Genomic DNA, 16,449 nt, shown 5'->3' on the forward strand with positions numbered 1-16,449 from the left:
ATTGTCGGACCGCGCGATTGTGGGGGATGATCGACGAGTGAGCAATGGCGAAGCACTCGAAAACCGTATTTCCGAAGACCAGTCGGACGGAGACCACAGCTCCGGCCGGCACGAGAACGGCGCGGCCACCTCGCCGCGATCTCAGGCCGTCGCGGTCGCCACCAACATCCCGGGCGCTCCCCCTGCAGCTACCAAGGCAGAGCTACCCGAATTGCTCGTCGGACTTCCCGAGGATCGTTACCTAAACCGCGAACTCAGCTGGCTCGATTTCAATGCTCGTGTTCTCGCATTGGCTGCCGACGAGTCACTGCCGTTGCTCGAACGCGCAAAGTTCCTCGCCATCTTCGCTTCCAATCTCGACGAATTTTTCATGGTCCGGGTCGCCGGACTCAAGCGCCGCGACGAGACGGGACTGTCGGTCAGGTCCGCCGACGGCCTCTCCCCACGCGAACAATTGGCGCTCATTGCGCGTCGCACCCAGGAACTCGCCGACAAGCACGCACACGTGTTTCTCGACTCGGTCCGCCCTGCCCTGGCGGCAGAAGGCATTTCAATTGTTCGATGGGCCGACCTCAGCGCCGACGATCACGGCCGGCTCTCGGCGCATTTCCACGAGCAGGTCTTCCCGGTACTGACGCCGTTGGCAGTCGATCACGCCCACCCGTTCCCCTACATCAGCGGACTGAGCCTCAACCTCGCCGTGACAGTGAAGGACTCCGTCACCCGCGGCGAACACTTCGCTCGCGTCAAGGTTCCCGACAACGTCGGCCGGTTCGTGCGAGTCAAGAGCACGACGTCTTCGTCCACCATCGATTCGTTCCTCCCGATGGAAGAACTGATTTCGGCTCATCTGGACGTGCTGTTCCCCGGAATGGAAATCGTCGAACATCACGCCTTCCGAATCACACGCAACGCTGATTTCGAGGTCGAAGAGGATCGGGACGAGGATCTGCTGCAGGCACTCGAACGTGAATTGGCGCGTCGTCGTTTCGGTTCGCCCGTTCGCCTCGAAGTTGCCGACGACATGACCGAGCACATGCTCGAACTGCTTCTGCGTGAACTCGACGTCGATCCGGCCGACGTGATCGAGGTTTCCGGGCTCCTCGACTTGTCCTGCCTCTGGCAGGTTTACGCCGTCGACCGCCCAGCACTCAAGGACGCGCCGTTCGTCCCGGCGACGCATCCGGCGTTCGGCGAGCGTGAGACACCGAAGAGTGTGTTCTCGACCCTGCGCGAGGGCGACGTGCTCGTCCACCACCCTTACGACTCGTTTTCCACCAGCGTTCAACGCTTCATCGAACAGGCCGCGGCCGACCCGCAGGTGCTCGCGATCAAGCAGACCCTGTACCGAACTTCGGGCGACTCCCCCATCGTCAACGCACTGATCGACGCCGCCGAGGCCGGCAAGCAAGTTGTTGCCCTCGTGGAGATCAAGGCGCGCTTCGACGAGCAAGCCAACATCAAGTGGGCACGCAAACTCGAGCAGGCCGGCGTTCACGTCGTCTACGGTCTCGTCGGTCTCAAGACTCACTGCAAGACCTGCCTCGTCGTCAGGCGCGAAGGTTCGACAATTCGTCGCTACTGCCACATCGGCACCGGCAACTACAACCCGAAGACCGCGCGCATGTACGAGGACGTCGGATTGCTCACCGCAGCACCGGAGATCGGTGCTGACCTCACCGACCTCTTCAACTCGCTGACCGGATACTCCCGAAAGACGAGCTACCGCAACCTTCTCGTTGCGCCGTACGGGGTTCGCCGCGGGATCATCGAGCGGATCGACAACGAGATCGCTCACAAGCTCGCAGGCCGCGATGCCGGTATCCGCTTGAAAGCCAACGCATTGGTCGACGAGCAGGTCATCGACGCGTTGTACCGCGCGTCCAAGGCCGGTATCCCCGTCGAGATCGTGGTCCGCGGAATCTGCGCGCTCAAGCCGGGTGTTCCGGGCCTCAGCGAAAACATCGAAGTACGTTCCATTCTCGGGCGGTTCCTCGAACACTCGCGAATGTTCCATTTCCGCTCGGCCGACGAATTCTGGATCGGCAGCGCAGACATGATGCACCGCAACCTCGATCGCCGCGTCGAGGTCATGGTGCAGGTCAAGGATCCGAAACTGTCGAAGCAACTCGGTGACATCTTCGATTCCGCTCTCGATCCGCGAACTCGCTGCTGGGTACTGCATCCGGACGGCAGTTGGGTCGCTGCACCCGAACGCGGTGAGGACGTACGTGAGCATCAACAGTCGTTGATGCGCAGCCGCACCGCCAGCGGGTCTTGACGGGCTCGGATCACACCATGAGCGACAAGCCGGTCAAAGCCAACATCTTTGCCGCAGGCGCGGTTCTGTGGCGGAAGGCTCCCCAGGATCCTTCCGCCATCGAGATCGCCGTCGTACATCGACCGAAGTACGACGACTGGTCATTCCCCAAAGGAAAGCTCGATCCAGGCGAGACCTTCTTGACCGCAGCAGTTCGCGAGGTCCGCGAAGAGACCTCGATCACCGGACGTTTCGGAAGGCACCTCGGTGGCGTGACGTACCCGATCCCGGGACATCGCAAACTCAAACGAGTCGAATACTGGTCGGCCGAAGCAGTCGACGGAGATTTCGGGCCGAATAACGAAGTAGATGTTCTCTATTGGCTTCCGGTCGCCGAGGTCGCCGATCATCTTTCCTACCCGATGGATCGAATGATTCTTCGCCGCTTCGTTTCCATTCGGCCTGATACGAAAACGGTATTACTCGTCCGCCACGCAAAGGCTGGAAGCCGTAAGCGGTACAAGGGCGACGACAATTTGCGTCCACTCGACGCCAAGGGCAAAGAGCAATCCGCCGCCTTGGTCGAACAGCTGAAAATCTTCGGAGCCGATTCGGTTTTCGCGGCTGACCGTACGCGCTGCATCGACACCGTAATGCCGTTGGCGGAGGCATTGGGTGTCGAGATTTCGACGGAACCTCTTCTGACCGAAGAAGGTTACGAGGCCGATCCCGACGCCGCTCGGGCACGTGCGCTGCAGATCGCCGCACTGGAGGGCACTCCCGTGATCTGCAGCCAAGGAGGCGTCATCCCCGATTTGATGCGCTGGTGGGCTGATACGGCCGGTGTAACACTGCCCTCTGCACGCAACCGTAAGGCGAGCACTTGGGTGCTCTCGTTCCTCGACGGCCGCCTCGTCGCCGCCGATCACCTCGACAGCCCGCTCCCCAAAGTCGCCAACTCCTGAGGGATTTGGACCAACCGGCCCCAGTTCGATTCGGTAGTTTTGCAAAGCACTGAAACACAGGAGAATTCACACTTCTCCCAGACAGCAAAAAGAGGTGCAGCCGCGGATCAGATCCGCGGCTGCACCTCTTTGTCTTACGGCATCGGGTTTTTCACCCGAACGCGACTACTTTCCGCGCTTGGCCGGAGCCTTCTTGGCCGGAGCCTTCTTGGCTGCGGTCTTGGCCGGAGCCTTCTTGGCCGGAGCCTTCTTGGCCGGTGCCTTGGCTGCGGTCTTGGCCGGAGCCTTCTTGGCGGGAGCCTTGGTGGCAACCGTCTTCTTGGCTGCGGTCTTGGCCGGAGCCTTCTTGGCGGGAGCCTTGGTGGCAACCGTCTTCTTGGCTGCGGTCTTGGCCGGAGCCTTCTTGGCGGGAGCCTTCGCGGCAACCGTCTTCTTGGCTGCGGTCTTGGCCGGAGCCTTCTTTGCCGGAGCCTTCTTGGCTGCGGTCTTCTTGGCAGCAGCCTTCTTGGCTGCAGCCTTGGTGGCCGGTGCTGCTACACCACGCTTGACTGCCGGGCCGGTGGCCGGAAGCTTCTGTCCACCAGCGATAACAGCCTTGAACTGCGCACCCGGACGGAAAGCCGGAACCGACGTCGGCTTGACCTTGACGGTCTCGCCCGTACGCGGGTTGCGTGCAACACGTGCTGCACGACGACGCTGCTCGAAGACTCCGAAGCCGGTGATGGTCACGCTCTCGCCACGGTGGACGGCGCGGACGATGGTGTCCACGACGTGCTCCACTGCGTCGGTCGCTGTGCGCCTGTCCGAACCCAGCTTTTCAGTCAGAACATCGATGAGCTCTGCCTTGTTCATTGAAATTCCTCCGCTAATTGTGGTCCACCGTCGGACCGACTGAGAACCACGGTAAACCTGATAACGGCAAGAGTCTATGTGCCACGCCAATTCTCATTCAACGTGACTGCGAAATGGTGACCTATTTCTCTTCCCGCGCGGAGTTGCGGATTTCGGTTCAGCCCTGCGAAATTCGGGCTGGAAGGGTAGTCGGTTTCCATGAAGGCCTTGACTTTTCGAACTCGGAAATCGCTTCTACCTGCCGCAATGTCAGTCCGATGTCGTCGAGACCCTCCAGCAGACGCCACCGTGTGTAGTCGTCAATATTGAACGGCACCACCGTAGTTCCGGCGCTCACGGTCCGATTCTCGAGATCTACTGTCAATTCCAGTCCGGGCTGCTCTTCGAGCAACTTCCAGAGCAATTCGACGTCGCTCTGCTCGACCTGTGCCGCCACGAGACCGGCTTTTCCGGCGTTCCCGCGGAAAATGTCGGCGAACCGGGAAGCGATGACGACCCGAAATCCGAAGTCGGAGAGAGCCCACACGGCATGCTCACGCGAAGAGCCCGTGCCGAAATCGGGACCGGCTACGAGGACACTTCCCTTGTCGTACGGAGCCAGATTGAGAATGAAGTTGGGGTCGGTGCGCCAGCCTGCAAACAGCCCGTCCTCGAATCCCGTGCGCGTCACCCGTTTCAGGTACACGGCAGGGATGATCTGATCGGTATCGACATTCGAGCGTCGCAGCGGGACGCCGATACCCTTGTGCGTGGTAAAGGATTCCATCGAAATTCTCCTCGAGATGGTAAGTGGGTCAGACCAGATCGGCCGGTGCCGAGAGCGTTCCGCGGACCGCAGTGGCAGCCGCGACGAGCGGGGAAACCAGATGGGTCCGACCGCCTTTACCCTGTCGGCCTTCGAAATTCCGGTTGGACGTCGATGCCGAACGCTCGCCGGGAGCAAGCTGGTCAGGGTTCATTCCCAAGCACATCGAGCAACCGGCCTGGCGCCATTCGGCCCCTGCCGCCGTGAAGATTTCACCGAGACCTTCACTTTCGGCTTGAGCACGCACCCGCATCGAGCCGGGAACGATGAGCATCCGAACGCCCTCTGCCACATGGCGACCCTCGAGCACCTCGGCCACCGCGCGCAGATCTTCGATGCGTCCGTTGGTGCACGAACCGACGAAGACGGTGTCGACAGCAACATCCCGAAGCGCCATGCCGGCGTCGAGACCCATGTAGGTGAGCGCCTTCTCGGCAGCCTGACGCTCGCTCTCGTCGACGATCAGTTCCGGATCGGGAACACGGTCACCGAGCGGTGCACCCTGTCCCGGATTGGTTCCCCACGTGACAAAAGGCGTCAATGCGCTTGCGTCGATGTGGACCTCGTTGTCGAATTCGGCGCCCTCGTCGGTCTTGAGCAACTCCCACGCGGCGACGGCTTCGTCCCACTCTGCGCCCGACGGTGCATGCGGACGGCCCTTTATGAACTCGTAAGTGGTCTCGTCCGGTGCGATCATGCCCGCACGGGCTCCGGCCTCGATCGACATGTTGCAGATGGTCATACGAGCTTCCATCGACAGTTTGCGAATGGCCTCGCCGCGGTACTCCAGGACGTAGCCCTGGCCGCCGCCGGTGCCGATCTTGGCGATGACTGCCAGGATCAAGTCCTTGCTCGTGACGCCAGGAGGCAGCTCGCCGTCGACCGTGATCGCCATGGTCTTGAAGGGGCGCAACGACAATGTCTGCGTCGCCATCACGTGCTCGACCTCGCTGGTGCCGATTCCCATTGCGAGCGCACCGAATGCGCCGTGCGTCGACGTATGACTGTCGCCGCACACCACGGTGGTTCCCGGCTGAGTCAGGCCGAGCTGCGGTCCGACCACATGCACGATGCCCTGATCGAGATCGCCCATGCGGTGCAAGCGAACTCCGAATTCTTCGCAATTTCGGCGCAAGGTGTCGACCTGAGTCTTGGACACGGGATCGGCGATCGGCTTGTCGATGTCGATCGTCGGAACATTGTGGTCCTCGGTGGCGATCGTCAGGTCGGGACGGCGCAACGGGCGTCCTGCCAAGCGAAGTCCGTCGAAGGCCTGCGGGCTCGTCACTTCGTGAACGAGGTGGAGATCGATGTAGATGAGGTCGGGATCCTGCCCCTCCCCTTTCACGACAACGTGGTCGTCCCACACCTTCTCGGCGAGAGTGCGTGCTTTCTGTGCCATGTCTTCCACCTCTGTACGTAGCCTCGCGTCGGCGGACTACGGGCTGGCCCGCCGCGCGTGAAGTAGGTCCCCAGCCCTCGCAGCAGATGCAGGCTGCCCCTAGGAAATGCACTAGCCCCTCAGTAAATGCGCTAGTCCACCAGGAAATGCGCTATCATCCCACTATGCGAGAAACTGGTATCGACCTATGAGACAGCATAGCGGCATCGGCGTCCTGGACAAAGCAATGGGCGTTCTTCATGCAGTAGCTGAGGAACCGTGCAGCCTCACCGAACTCTGTGCACGAACCGGTTTGCCGCGCGCGACCGCCCATAGACTCGCCGTCGGTCTCGAAGTCCATCGACTCCTCACACGCGACTCGGATGGTCAGTGGTGCCCAGGGCCCGGACTCGCCGAACTCGCTGCCACCGCTAATGATCCACTCATTGCTGCGGCCGGACTCATCCTCCCCCGCCTTCGCGAAATCACCGGCGAAAGCGTCCAGCTGTACCGCCGGGAAGGCACCCAACGCATCTGCGTCGCGTCGATGGAACCGCCCACGGGCCTTCGCGACACAGTTCTCGTCGGGGCCAGGCTGCCGATGAATGCCGGTTCCGGCGCCAAGGTCCTTCTCGCATGGGCAGATCCACAAACCCAACGGACCGTTCTCGCCGATGCGTCGTTCGGCGAACGAGTGCTCCTCGAGGTTCGCCGGCGCGGCTGGGCACAGAGTGCAGCCGAACGTGAGCCGGGTGTCGCCAGCGTCGCGGCTCCCGTCCGAGACTCGGCAGGCGCTGTCATTGCCGCGATTTCGGTCTCCGGCCCCATCGATCGGATGGGTAGACGACCGGGAGCCCGCTGGGCGGCGGACCTTCTCGCAGCTGCCGAAGCGCTCCACAAGCGTCTGTAATTCGTGACACAGTAAGGCCTTCAGATCCTCGAGCACGTAGGAGTACGACGCGACCATGGCAGGAAAGCAGCGTAGTCAGATCACGATGACCGAGGCCGAAATTTCGAGCTTCGTCGAAAAGAGCCGTACGGCAACGATGGCGACGTTGAGCGCCGACGGAATGCCTCACCTGATCGCGATGTGGTTCGCGATAGTCGACGGCGAAATCTGGTTCGAAACCAAAGCCAAGTCGCAGAAGGCGGTCAATCTTCGCCGGGACACCCGTATGTCCGTCCTGATCGAAGACGGTCTGACGTACGACACGCTGCGAGGAGTCTCGATGGAGGGCACCGGAGTGATCGTCGAGGATCCGGAAGCTCTCTTTGCCGTGGGAATCAGTGTCTGGGAGCGATACACGGGCCCGTACACGGAAGATCTCCGCCCGGCCGTCGACGCGATGCTCCACAAGCGCGTCGCGGTACGGTTCGTTCCCGATCGAACTCGTTCGTGGGATCACCGCAAGCTCGGGATGCCGGCGATGCCTCTTTCCGGTTCTACTGCACCATCGCCGTAGACCCCGAGATTCGTGAAGCGAAATTCACGAGCTTTCGAATTCGGGCCGGCGTAGTTTCACCAACAGGCCCAACAACAAGGAGTGAGCATATGAGCGATCTCGACAGCAACACCCCGTCGGAACCCGAATCCCAATCGGAGGAAACCAAACGAAAGTTCCGTGAAGCCCTCGAACGGAAGAATCATCAGAACGCCAAATCGACCGACCATCGCGACGGACAGTCCAAGGTCCACAACACGCATGGCCCGGCCGATCACAAGCGAGAGTTCCGCCGCAAGAGCGGATAGCCGATCGCGGACAACAGAGTGAGATGACGATCACCCCCAGTCGAATTCGACTGGGGGTGATCGTTTTTCGCATCGCCGGAGACATTTCCGGCACATACGAAAAGACCCTCCGATCAATGATCGGAGGGTCTTTCCTTTGTAGCCCCGACGGGATTCGAACCCGCGCTACCGCCTTGAGAGGGCGGCGTCCTAGGCCGCTAGACGACGGGGCCAGGACACGCTTTTAAACGTGGTATTCAGTCTTGCTCTTGGATGCTCAGCAAGCTTAGCTTGTCTGAGTCCGGCCACAAAATCGACCGGATTTCCGCTGGGGTACCAGGACTCGAACCTAGAATGGCGGTACCAGAAACCGCTGTGTTGCCAATTACACCATACCCCAAGGTCTTGCTCACCAGCCTTGCCCGATTCGCTTCGCTGTTGTGCTCGGCGGCTCGTCTCCGGCCGAAAAGAAGATTACCAGTACCCCTGCCCCAAATACCAAATCGTATGGTCACGGGAGGTTTTTGCTTCATTTTCGGCCGGAAGACCGTCCGATCTAGGCGGTTACCGCTGCCCTACCGGCGCGCAACCGAGCAATCGAGACCTCACGACCGAGCAATTCCATCGACTCGTACAGCGGAGGGCTGATGTGAGAGCCGGTGATCGCGACCCGAACCGGAGCGAAGGCCTTACGCGGTTTGAGCTCCAGATCCTCGATGAGGGCCTTCTTGAGTGCTTCCTCGATACTGGCCGCAGTCCACTCCGAGGTTGCCTCGAGTGCCGCAAGAGACGCATCCAGAACCGGACCAGCGTCTTCCTTCAGGTTCTTTGCCGCCGCGGCCGGATCGAGAGCAAACGACGCCTCGTCGACGAACAGGAACTTCAGCAGATCCCACGCGTCGGACAGGACGACGATGCGCGTCTGCACGAGGTCCGCCGCAACAGTGAACGTGGCTTCATCGACGTCGGCGCTGATGTGGCCGTGCTCCACCAGGAACGACTTCAGGCGGGCCGCGAAGTCGGCCGGCTGGAGCAAGCGAATGTGCTCGGCATTGATCGCGTCGGCCTTTTTCTGGTCGAAGCGGGCAGGGTTGGAGTTGACCTTCGAAACGTCGAAGGCCGCAACCATCTCGTCGAGTGAGAAGACATCGTGATCGTCGGCAATGCTCCATCCGAGCAGAGCCAAGTAGTTCAGCAGTCCCTCGGGAATGAAGCCCCGATCGCGGTGAATGAAGAGGTTGGACTCGGGATCGCGCTTGGAAAGCTTCTTGTTGCCCTGACCCATCACGAACGGCAGGTGCCCGAACGACGGTGTGAAATCGGCGACACCGATGCGGATCAAAGCCTCGTACAACGCGAGCTGACGCGGGGTCGAGGACAGCAGGTCCTCACCGCGCAGTACGTGGGTGATCTTCATCAACGCGTCGTCGACGGGGTTGACCAGCGTGTACAGCGGAATACCGTTCCCGCGAGTCAACGCGAAGTCCGGAACGGTGCCTGCCTTGAACGTGGTCTCACCGCGAACCAGGTCGTTCCACGTCAGGTCGTGATCGGGCATCCGGAGGCGGACGACCGGCTTGCGCCCCTCGGCGACGTAGACAGCGCGCTGCTCGTCACTGAGGTCGCGATCGAAGTTGTCGTATCCGAGCTTCGGGTCGCGTCCGGCCGCCTTGTGTCGGGCTTCCACTTCTTCGTTGGTCGAGTAGGACTCGTAGGCCTCGCCCGCGGCCAGCAACTTGGCAACAACGTCGAGATGCAGGTCGCGACGCTCGGACTGGCGATACGGTGCGTGCGGCCCACCGACCTCCGGGCCCTCGTCCCAATTGAGCCCCAACCAGCGGAGGGCGTCGAGGATGGCCTGGTAGGACTCTTCACTGTCGCGCTGCGCATCGGTGTCTTCGATACGGAACACGAACGTGCCGCCGTGGTGTCGTGCGAATGCCCAGTTGAACAAGGCGGTGCGCACCAAACCTACGTGCGGGGTTCCGGTGGGTGACGGACAGAAACGGACGCGTACTTCGCTGTTGGTCATGGCTCACTTGGCTCGGCGATGATGGATGGTCGTACTACAGGTTAGTCCCGCAGCGCTTCCTCCATCCCGCCGATCACTTACCCGGCAAGACGTTGATACGTGTCATGTCACCGTCGTAGTAGGCGAGTAGTCGCTTGTCCATGACCTTTCGCCACAGCGGCGGCACCCACGCGCACACGATCATGACCGCGTAACCCGCTGGAAGTTGCGGCGCTTCGGCCGCACTGCGCAGGCTCTGGTACCGCAGACGCGGATTCGCGTGATGGTCACTGTGACGCTGAAGTTGATAGAGGAACAGATTGCTGACGACGTGGTCGCTGTTCCAGCTGTCCTCGGGCGAGCAGCGAACGTACGAGCCGTCAGTCCGCTTCGCACGTAGCAAGCCGTAGTGCTCGAGATAGTTGGCGGTCTCGAGGAACGTGAATCCGGCAATCGCCTGAACGGCCAGCCACGGTGCGATTTCCCACCCGAACACCGCGATCAGGCTGCCGAACAGGACAACACTCATCGCCCACGCGTTCAGGATGTTGTTCCGATAGCTCCACGTCCGTCTGCCTTGACGCTGCAGGCGAGCGCTTTCGATCCGCCATCCCGAGCGCAGGCCGCCGATGACACTGCGCGGCAAGAAGAACCAGAAGTTTTCCTTGTATCGCGAACTGGCCGGATCCTCCGGCGTCGCGACACGGACGTGGTGACCATGGTTGTGCTCGACGTAGAAATGGCCGTAGAAGGACTGTGCCAGCGCTACTTTCGCGAGCCACTTCTCGAGCTTTTCGCTCTTGTGCCCCAATTCATGCGCCGCGTTGATCCCCACACCGGCAACCACGCCGGCAGTCATCGCGAGCGCGAACTTCTCCCCCGCCGCCATCGGCGCATTCACCCAGCACCAGGCGACGAACACGAGACCGACGTATTGGAGGGGCAGGAACAGATACGTGCACCAGCGGTAGAAACGATCCTCTTGCAATTCAGGGATCGCTTCGTCCGGTGGGCTGTTACCGTCCTCGCCCGCCAGTAGATCGATCAGGGGAATGACGATCACGATGAGCCAGGCCCCGATGGCCCAGAAGAGCCCGAGACTGAACTTGTCGACCAGAAACCACGCAGCGAACGGACTGAGAGGAACCAGCAAACCCAGTGGCCACAGGTAGCGCTTCTTGTCTCGCCACACCGGCCGCTGCCCGTTCCGCGCGTGCGCTGCCGCTGTCCGGGATGCTTCCGCGAAGGTCGTCATGTATCACCACGTTTCTGCGCAATCCACTCGATTGCCCCATCGGCTTCTATCCAGTTATCGGCCACCCTACTGCTCAGCGTTACATTTCAGGGAATTTGGTCTGTTACGAGCCGCGGCAGCAAACCGCGAGGCGAACCCTCCCAACCTCACCAAATCAGACATAACGCCAGGAGGGTCATGGGTGAAGCTTCGCCTGGCTCATGAAACCCGCAGGTCAGTCCCAGGGCCTGATTACCTCGAACCGGAAGGCAATCCCAATCGGCCATCCGGCGTTAGTTACCATCTTGCAACTTTTCTTTGACAGACACCTCTCGACTCACACCACGACAGAGGCCCCATCCGGTGGGGATGGGGCCTCCGTAGTCACATGACGGACGAACCGGGTCAGATCAGTTCTTGGCGGTCACCGGGTTCGTGAGCGTGCCGATCCCCGAGACCGTGACCGACACGGAATCGCCGTCGACGATCGGGCCGACTCCGGCGGGGGTGCCGGTGAGGATGACGTCGCCGGGCAGGAGGGTCATCACCGCCGAGATCCACTCGATGATCTTCGGAATGTCGTGAAGCAGGAAGGCGGTGCTGCTGTCCTGCTTGACCTGACCGTTCACCTCGGTCTTGATGTCGACGTCGGACGCATCGAGGCTGGTTTCGATCCACGGACCGAGCGGGCAGAAGGTGTCGTGGCCCTTCGCGCGCGTCCATTGCCCGTCGTGACGCTGATGATCTCGCGCCGATACGTCGTTGGCGATCGTGTAGCCAAGGACCACGCTCAACGCCTTCGCCGCGGGTACGGCTTTGCAAGGCTGACCGATGACCACCGCGAGTTCACCCTCGAAATGCACCTCGTTGGACGTCGGAGGCAAGACGATCGGGGCGCCCGGGCCGACGATGGACGTATTGGGCTTGAGGAAGATCACCGGATCAGCCGGCGCCTCGCCGCCCATCTCCGCGATGTGATCTGCATAATTCTTGCCGATACAGATCACCTTGCTGGCGAGAATCGGAGCCAGCAGACGAACATCGGCAAGCGGCCAACTACGGCCGGTAAAGGTGGGGTTCCCGAACGGGTGCTCCGCAATTTCCTTGGCGACGAGGGCATCCTCTTCACCTTCGATACTGACGAACGCAACACCATCGGGACTGGCAATTCGACCAAGACGCATACTGGCCAGTCTATCGGGGTGCCGGAAACGACTGACGCGCGCAAGCCGAAAGGCTTACGCGCGTCAGTCTCGTGAAAGAAATCCTTACAGCGCTGCAGTGATCCGGTCGCCGATCTCCGTCGTGGAGATGGGGCCTTCACCGCGGGTAGCCAGGTCGGCAGCGACCACAGCCTCGACGCGAGCGGCGTCGTCCTCGCGTCCGAGATGGCGAAGAAGCAGTGCGGCAGAGAGGATCGCGGCGGTGGGATCTGCGATTCCCTTGCCGGCGATGTCCGGAGCACTGCCGTGAACGGGCTCGAACATCGACGGGTTGGTACCAGACGCGTCGATGTTTCCACTTGCGGCCAAACCGATTCCACCGGTCACCGCACCGGCCAGGTCGGTGATGATGTCACCGAAGAGGTTGTCCGTCACTATGACGTCGAACCGCGACGGGTCGGTCACCATGTAGATGGTGGCAGCGTCGATGTGGCAGTACGCGGTCTCGACGTCCGGGTACTCGGCCCCGACTGTCTCGATCGCACGCGTCCAGATTGCGCCCGCGTTGGAGAGCACGTTGGTCTTGTGAATCAAGGTGAGGTGCTTGGAACGTGTCTGCGCCAACGCGAATGCATAACGAACAACACGCTCGGCGCCGAACCAGGTGTTGATCGACACCTCGGTCGCGATCTCGTGATCGGTGCCGACGCGAATGGCGCCACCGTTACCGGTGTACGGGCCCTCGGTGCCTTCACGAACCACGACGAAGTCGATCTCCGGCTGGGCGGCCAATGGCGACAGCGCACCCGGGTACAGCTGTGCGGGGCGAAGATTCACGTGATGATCGAGCTGGAAACGCATGTTCAGCAGCAGACCACGCTCGAGGATGCCGGGTGCGACGATCCGCGGATCACCGATGGCGCCCAACAGGATTGCGTCGTGCTGGCGGATCTGGTCCAGCTCGTCCGCCGGGAGCAACTCGCCGGTGGCGTTGTAGCGACGGGCACCGAGATCGTATTCGGTGGTTTCCAGACCCGGAACCAACTTGGCGAGCACCTTGAGTGCTTCGGCTGTGACCTCGACACCGATTCCGTCGCCCGGAATGACCGCAAGCTTCATGGAGTCCTCATCTCAGTAGAACTGTGCGCCTTTATTAACCGCGGGCGGTTAATAAAGGCGCACAGCAAAAACAATCAGGAAAGGTCGACCTGGGCGACGCGAGCGTCGAGCTGCGAGACGATAGCCTCGACCTCGGCGTCTCCGACGACGCGATCGACGCGCAAGATGACCGTTGCGCCTTCGCCTTCGGCATCCTGGCTCAGTGCTGCGGCGAGGATGTCCACGCCCGCGTTACCGAGAACGGTGCCGAGGACACCGAGAACGCCCGGGCGATCGCTGTAGTGAACAACGATGTTGTGACCCTCGGCGCGCAGGTCGAAGCTGCGTCCGTTGATGTTGACGATCTTCTCGACCTGCTGCAGACCGGTGAGTGCGCCCGTGACCGACGTGACCGTGCCGTCCGCGGCAACTGCGCGAACCTCGACCGCGCTGCGGTGAGCAAGAGCCTCGGAGTGCTTCTCGACCGATACGGTCACGCCGCGCTGCTCGGCCAGTGCCGGAGCGTTGACGAAAGTGACGGCCTCGTCACTGCTGGCGGAGAACACGCCGCGCAGTGCAGCCAGGCCGAGGATGTCGACGGTTTCGGCAGACAGCTCGCCGGTGGCGACAACCTGCACGGTCTGCACAGCTTCGGGCGACAACGTCGCAGCGAGGAGACCGAGCTTGCGGACCAGCTCGAGCCACGGAGCAACTTCTTCTCCGACGGGGCCGCCGGAGACGTTGACAGCCTCGGGAACGAATTCGCCCGCCAGAGCGAGGAGAACACTCTTCGCCACGTCGATGCCTGCGCGGTCCTGAGCCTCGGACGTCGATGCTCCGAGGTGCGGGGTGACGACGACGTTGTCGAGCTCGAAGAGCTTGGAATCGGTGCACGGCTCGGTACTGAACACGTCGAGACCGGCGCCGCGGACCTTGCCGGAGACCAGTGCGTCGTAGAGCGCGTCTTCGTCGATCAGACCACCGCGGGCGGCGTTGACGATGATGACGCCGTCCTTGGCCTTGGCGAGACGCTCGGCGTTGATCAGGCCGGCCGTTTCCTTGGTCTTGGGCAGGTGCACGGAGATGAAGTCGGCGCGCTCGACGAGCTCGTCGATGGTGACCAGTTCGATGCCGAGCTGCGCTGCACGAGCTGCGGGCAAGTAGGGGTCGTACGCGATGATGGTGGTTTCGAACGCGGCGAGACGCTGCGCGAACAGCTGGCCGATGCGGCCGAGTCCGACAACGCCGACGGTCTTGCCGAGGATCTCGACGCCGTTGAACTTGCTTCGCTTCCAGGTGTTCTCACGCAGGGTCTTGTCTGCTGCGGGAATCTGGCGAGCGGTCGACATGAGCAGAGCAACTGCGTGCTCGGCTGCCGAGTGGATGTTGGAGGTCGGTGCATTGACGACCATCACGCCGCGCTCGGTGGCTGCGGGGATCTCGACGTTGTCCAGGCCGACACCGGCGCGGCCGATGATCTTCAGCTTGGTGCCTGCGGCCAGAACCTCGGCGTCGACGGTGGTGGCGGAACGGACGAGAATCGCGTCGGCCTCGGGTACCGCGGCGAGCAGCGCCGGGCGGTCGGGTCCGTCGACCCAACGCACCTCCACACCGTCACCGAGCGCCTCGACTGTGGACGGCGCGAGCTTGTCGGCGATCAGAACAACGGGACGGCCAGGCTGGCTCACGTGCAAACTCCCTGATTAGGTGGGTGTGAAGGTGGTTTAACCACCGATAGTTTAGTGCGCGCTCACTTCGAATCCACAACGCGGTAGGCGATACCACATAGTGGACACTTTCGCGGGCGAATTCTCGATGGAATATGAATCCGGACTCAGCCGGCCCGGAAAACGACTCCGGCCCAATGCCGCGCTGGTTCAACGTAATTGAACCGGCGCGACATCAGGCCAGTGGAGACGTGGAGCGTGAAACTACGAATTACGCGGTTTCGGTGATCGGACGATCGACCCAGCTCATCAGGTCGCGCAGCTTCTTGCCGGTGACCTCGATGGGGTGCTCGGCGTTGGCCTTGCGCAGGCTTTCGAGCTCGGTGTTGCCGTTCTCGACGTTGGCAACCAGACGACGGGTGAACTCGCCGGACTGGATGTCGGCCAGGATCGCCTTCATGCGCTCCTTGGTGTCGGCGTCGATGACGCGCGGGCCGGAGAGGTATCCACCGAACTCAGCGGTGTCGGACACCGAGTAGTTCATGCGGGCGATGCCACCCTCGTACATGAGGTCGACGATGAGCTTGAGCTCGTGCAGAACCTCGAAGTACGCCATCTCGGGTGCGTAGCCGGCCTCGACCATGACCTCGAAACCGGTCTTGACCAGTTCCTCGGTGCCGCCGCAGAGCACAGCCTGCTCGCCGAAGAGGTCCGTCTCGGTCTCTTCCTTGAACGTGGTCTTGATGACGCCTGCGCGGGTTCCGCCAATGCCCTTGGCGTAGGACAGAGCGAGAGCCTGGCCTTCACCCTTGGGATCCTGGTCGATGGCGATGAGCGCGGGAACGCCCTTGCCGTCGACGAACTGACGACGCACCAGGTGGCCCGGTCCCTTGGGGGCAACCATGCCGACGGTGACGAACTCCGGAGCCTTGATCAGGTCGAAGTGAATGTTCAGGCCGTGACCGAAGAACAGCGCGTCGCCGTCCTTGAGGTTCGGCTCGATGTCGCCCTTGAAAATGCTGGCCTGAGCGGTGTCAGGTGCGAGCACCATGATGACGTCGGCCCACTCGGAAACCTCGGCCGGCGTACCGACTGTCAGGCCCTGCTCCTGCGCCTTTTCGCGGGACTTGGAGCCCTCCTTGAGGCCGATGCGCACATCGACGCCCGAGTCACGCAGGCTCAGCGAATGGGCGTGGCCCTGGCTTCCGTAGCCGATCACAGCAACCTTGCGGCCCTGAATGATCGACAGATCGGCATCGTCGTCGTAGAACATCTCGACTGCCA

The 16,449-nt window shown here is 61.9% G+C and carries 14 protein-coding genes and 2 tRNA genes; 5 read left to right on the plus strand and 11 right to left on the minus strand.

From position 1 onward, the window contains the following. Positions 1-37 precede the first annotated feature (37 nt). Both B0E55_RS27535 and B0E55_RS27540 read left to right on the plus strand, forming a co-directional pair. On the plus strand, positions 38-2,281 hold the full coding sequence (locus B0E55_RS27535) for an RNA degradosome polyphosphate kinase (RefSeq protein WP_003942685.1): 2,244 nt from the start codon (positions 38-40) through the stop codon (positions 2,279-2,281). A gap of 17 nt (positions 2,282-2,298) precedes the next feature. Continuing rightward, a complete protein-coding gene (locus B0E55_RS27540; protein ID WP_019747939.1) occupies positions 2,299-3,225 on the plus strand; it encodes a bifunctional NUDIX hydrolase/histidine phosphatase family protein in 927 nt (308 codons plus the stop codon). Between the two features lie 165 nt (positions 3,226-3,390). On the opposite strand, the gene B0E55_RS27545 is transcribed toward B0E55_RS27540, so the two are convergent. The 3 genes from B0E55_RS27545 to leuC form a co-directional block, all read right to left on the minus strand. Then, the gene (locus B0E55_RS27545; RefSeq protein ID WP_020907264.1) at positions 3,391-4,077 is read right to left on the minus strand and encodes an HU family DNA-binding protein; all 687 of its coding nucleotides are present in this window, start codon (positions 4,075-4,077) and stop codon (positions 3,391-3,393) included. Positions 4,078-4,234: 157 nt separating this feature from the next. Next, positions 4,235-4,843, minus strand: a complete 609-nt coding sequence (gene leuD, locus B0E55_RS27550) for a 3-isopropylmalate dehydratase small subunit (RefSeq protein WP_019747937.1) — start codon at positions 4,841-4,843, stop codon at positions 4,235-4,237. A 28-nt stretch (positions 4,844-4,871) separates the two neighbouring features. Beyond that, positions 4,872-6,293, minus strand: a complete 1,422-nt coding sequence (gene leuC / locus B0E55_RS27555; protein ID WP_019747936.1) for a 3-isopropylmalate dehydratase large subunit — start codon at positions 6,291-6,293, stop codon at positions 4,872-4,874. Positions 6,294-6,471: 178 nt separating this feature from the next. Between leuC and B0E55_RS27560 the strand changes: the two genes are divergently transcribed. The 3 genes from B0E55_RS27560 to B0E55_RS27570 all read left to right on the plus strand — a co-directional run bounded on the left by B0E55_RS27560 (position 6,472) and on the right by B0E55_RS27570 (position 8,013). Then, positions 6,472-7,173: an IclR family transcriptional regulator gene (locus B0E55_RS27560; protein ID WP_007729342.1), complete on the plus strand. Its 702-nt coding sequence runs from the start codon at positions 6,472-6,474 to the stop codon at positions 7,171-7,173. A gap of 55 nt (positions 7,174-7,228) precedes the next feature. Beyond that, positions 7,229-7,726 (plus strand): pyridoxamine 5'-phosphate oxidase family protein, encoded by a 498-nt coding sequence (locus B0E55_RS27565; RefSeq protein ID WP_021333071.1) that lies wholly within the window; start codon positions 7,229-7,231, stop codon positions 7,724-7,726. Positions 7,727-7,815: 89 nt separating this feature from the next. Beyond that, positions 7,816-8,013, plus strand: a complete 198-nt coding sequence (locus B0E55_RS27570; RefSeq protein WP_007729345.1) for a DUF5302 domain-containing protein — start codon at positions 7,816-7,818, stop codon at positions 8,011-8,013. Positions 8,014-8,152: 139 nt separating this feature from the next. Here the strand turns inward: B0E55_RS27570 and B0E55_RS27575 are convergent. The 8 genes from B0E55_RS27575 to ilvC all read right to left on the minus strand — a co-directional run bounded on the left by B0E55_RS27575 (position 8,153) and on the right by ilvC (position 16,438). Further along, a tRNA-Glu gene (locus B0E55_RS27575) sits at positions 8,153-8,225 on the minus strand. Between the two features lie 95 nt (positions 8,226-8,320). Then, a tRNA-Gln gene (locus B0E55_RS27580) sits at positions 8,321-8,392 on the minus strand. A gap of 156 nt (positions 8,393-8,548) precedes the next feature. Next, a complete protein-coding gene (gltX, locus tag B0E55_RS27585) occupies positions 8,549-10,024 on the minus strand; it encodes a glutamate--tRNA ligase (RefSeq protein ID WP_080910873.1) in 1,476 nt (491 codons plus the stop codon). 73 nt (positions 10,025-10,097) lie between these two features. Next, on the minus strand, positions 10,098-11,258 hold the full coding sequence (locus B0E55_RS27590) for an alkane 1-monooxygenase (protein ID WP_080910874.1): 1,161 nt from the start codon (positions 11,256-11,258) through the stop codon (positions 10,098-10,100). 389 nt (positions 11,259-11,647) lie between these two features. Beyond that, positions 11,648-12,421, minus strand: coding sequence for a fumarylacetoacetate hydrolase family protein (locus tag B0E55_RS27595; RefSeq protein ID WP_019747932.1), 774 nt, complete (start codon positions 12,419-12,421; stop codon positions 11,648-11,650). A gap of 84 nt (positions 12,422-12,505) precedes the next feature. Beyond that, positions 12,506-13,519, minus strand: a complete 1,014-nt coding sequence (locus B0E55_RS27600; RefSeq protein ID WP_080910875.1) for a 3-isopropylmalate dehydrogenase — start codon at positions 13,517-13,519, stop codon at positions 12,506-12,508. 74 nt (positions 13,520-13,593) lie between these two features. Further along, the gene (gene serA, locus B0E55_RS27605; RefSeq protein ID WP_003944758.1) at positions 13,594-15,186 is read right to left on the minus strand and encodes a phosphoglycerate dehydrogenase; all 1,593 of its coding nucleotides are present in this window, start codon (positions 15,184-15,186) and stop codon (positions 13,594-13,596) included. Positions 15,187-15,436: 250 nt separating this feature from the next. Next, on the minus strand, positions 15,437-16,438 hold the full coding sequence (gene ilvC / locus B0E55_RS27610) for a ketol-acid reductoisomerase (RefSeq protein ID WP_198538460.1): 1,002 nt from the start codon (positions 16,436-16,438) through the stop codon (positions 15,437-15,439). Positions 16,439-16,449 lie beyond the last annotated feature (11 nt).

The organism is Rhodococcus sp. 66b (genome assembly GCF_002076325.1).
Classification (GTDB): domain Bacteria; phylum Actinomycetota; class Actinomycetes; order Mycobacteriales; family Mycobacteriaceae; genus Rhodococcus_F; species Rhodococcus_F erythropolis.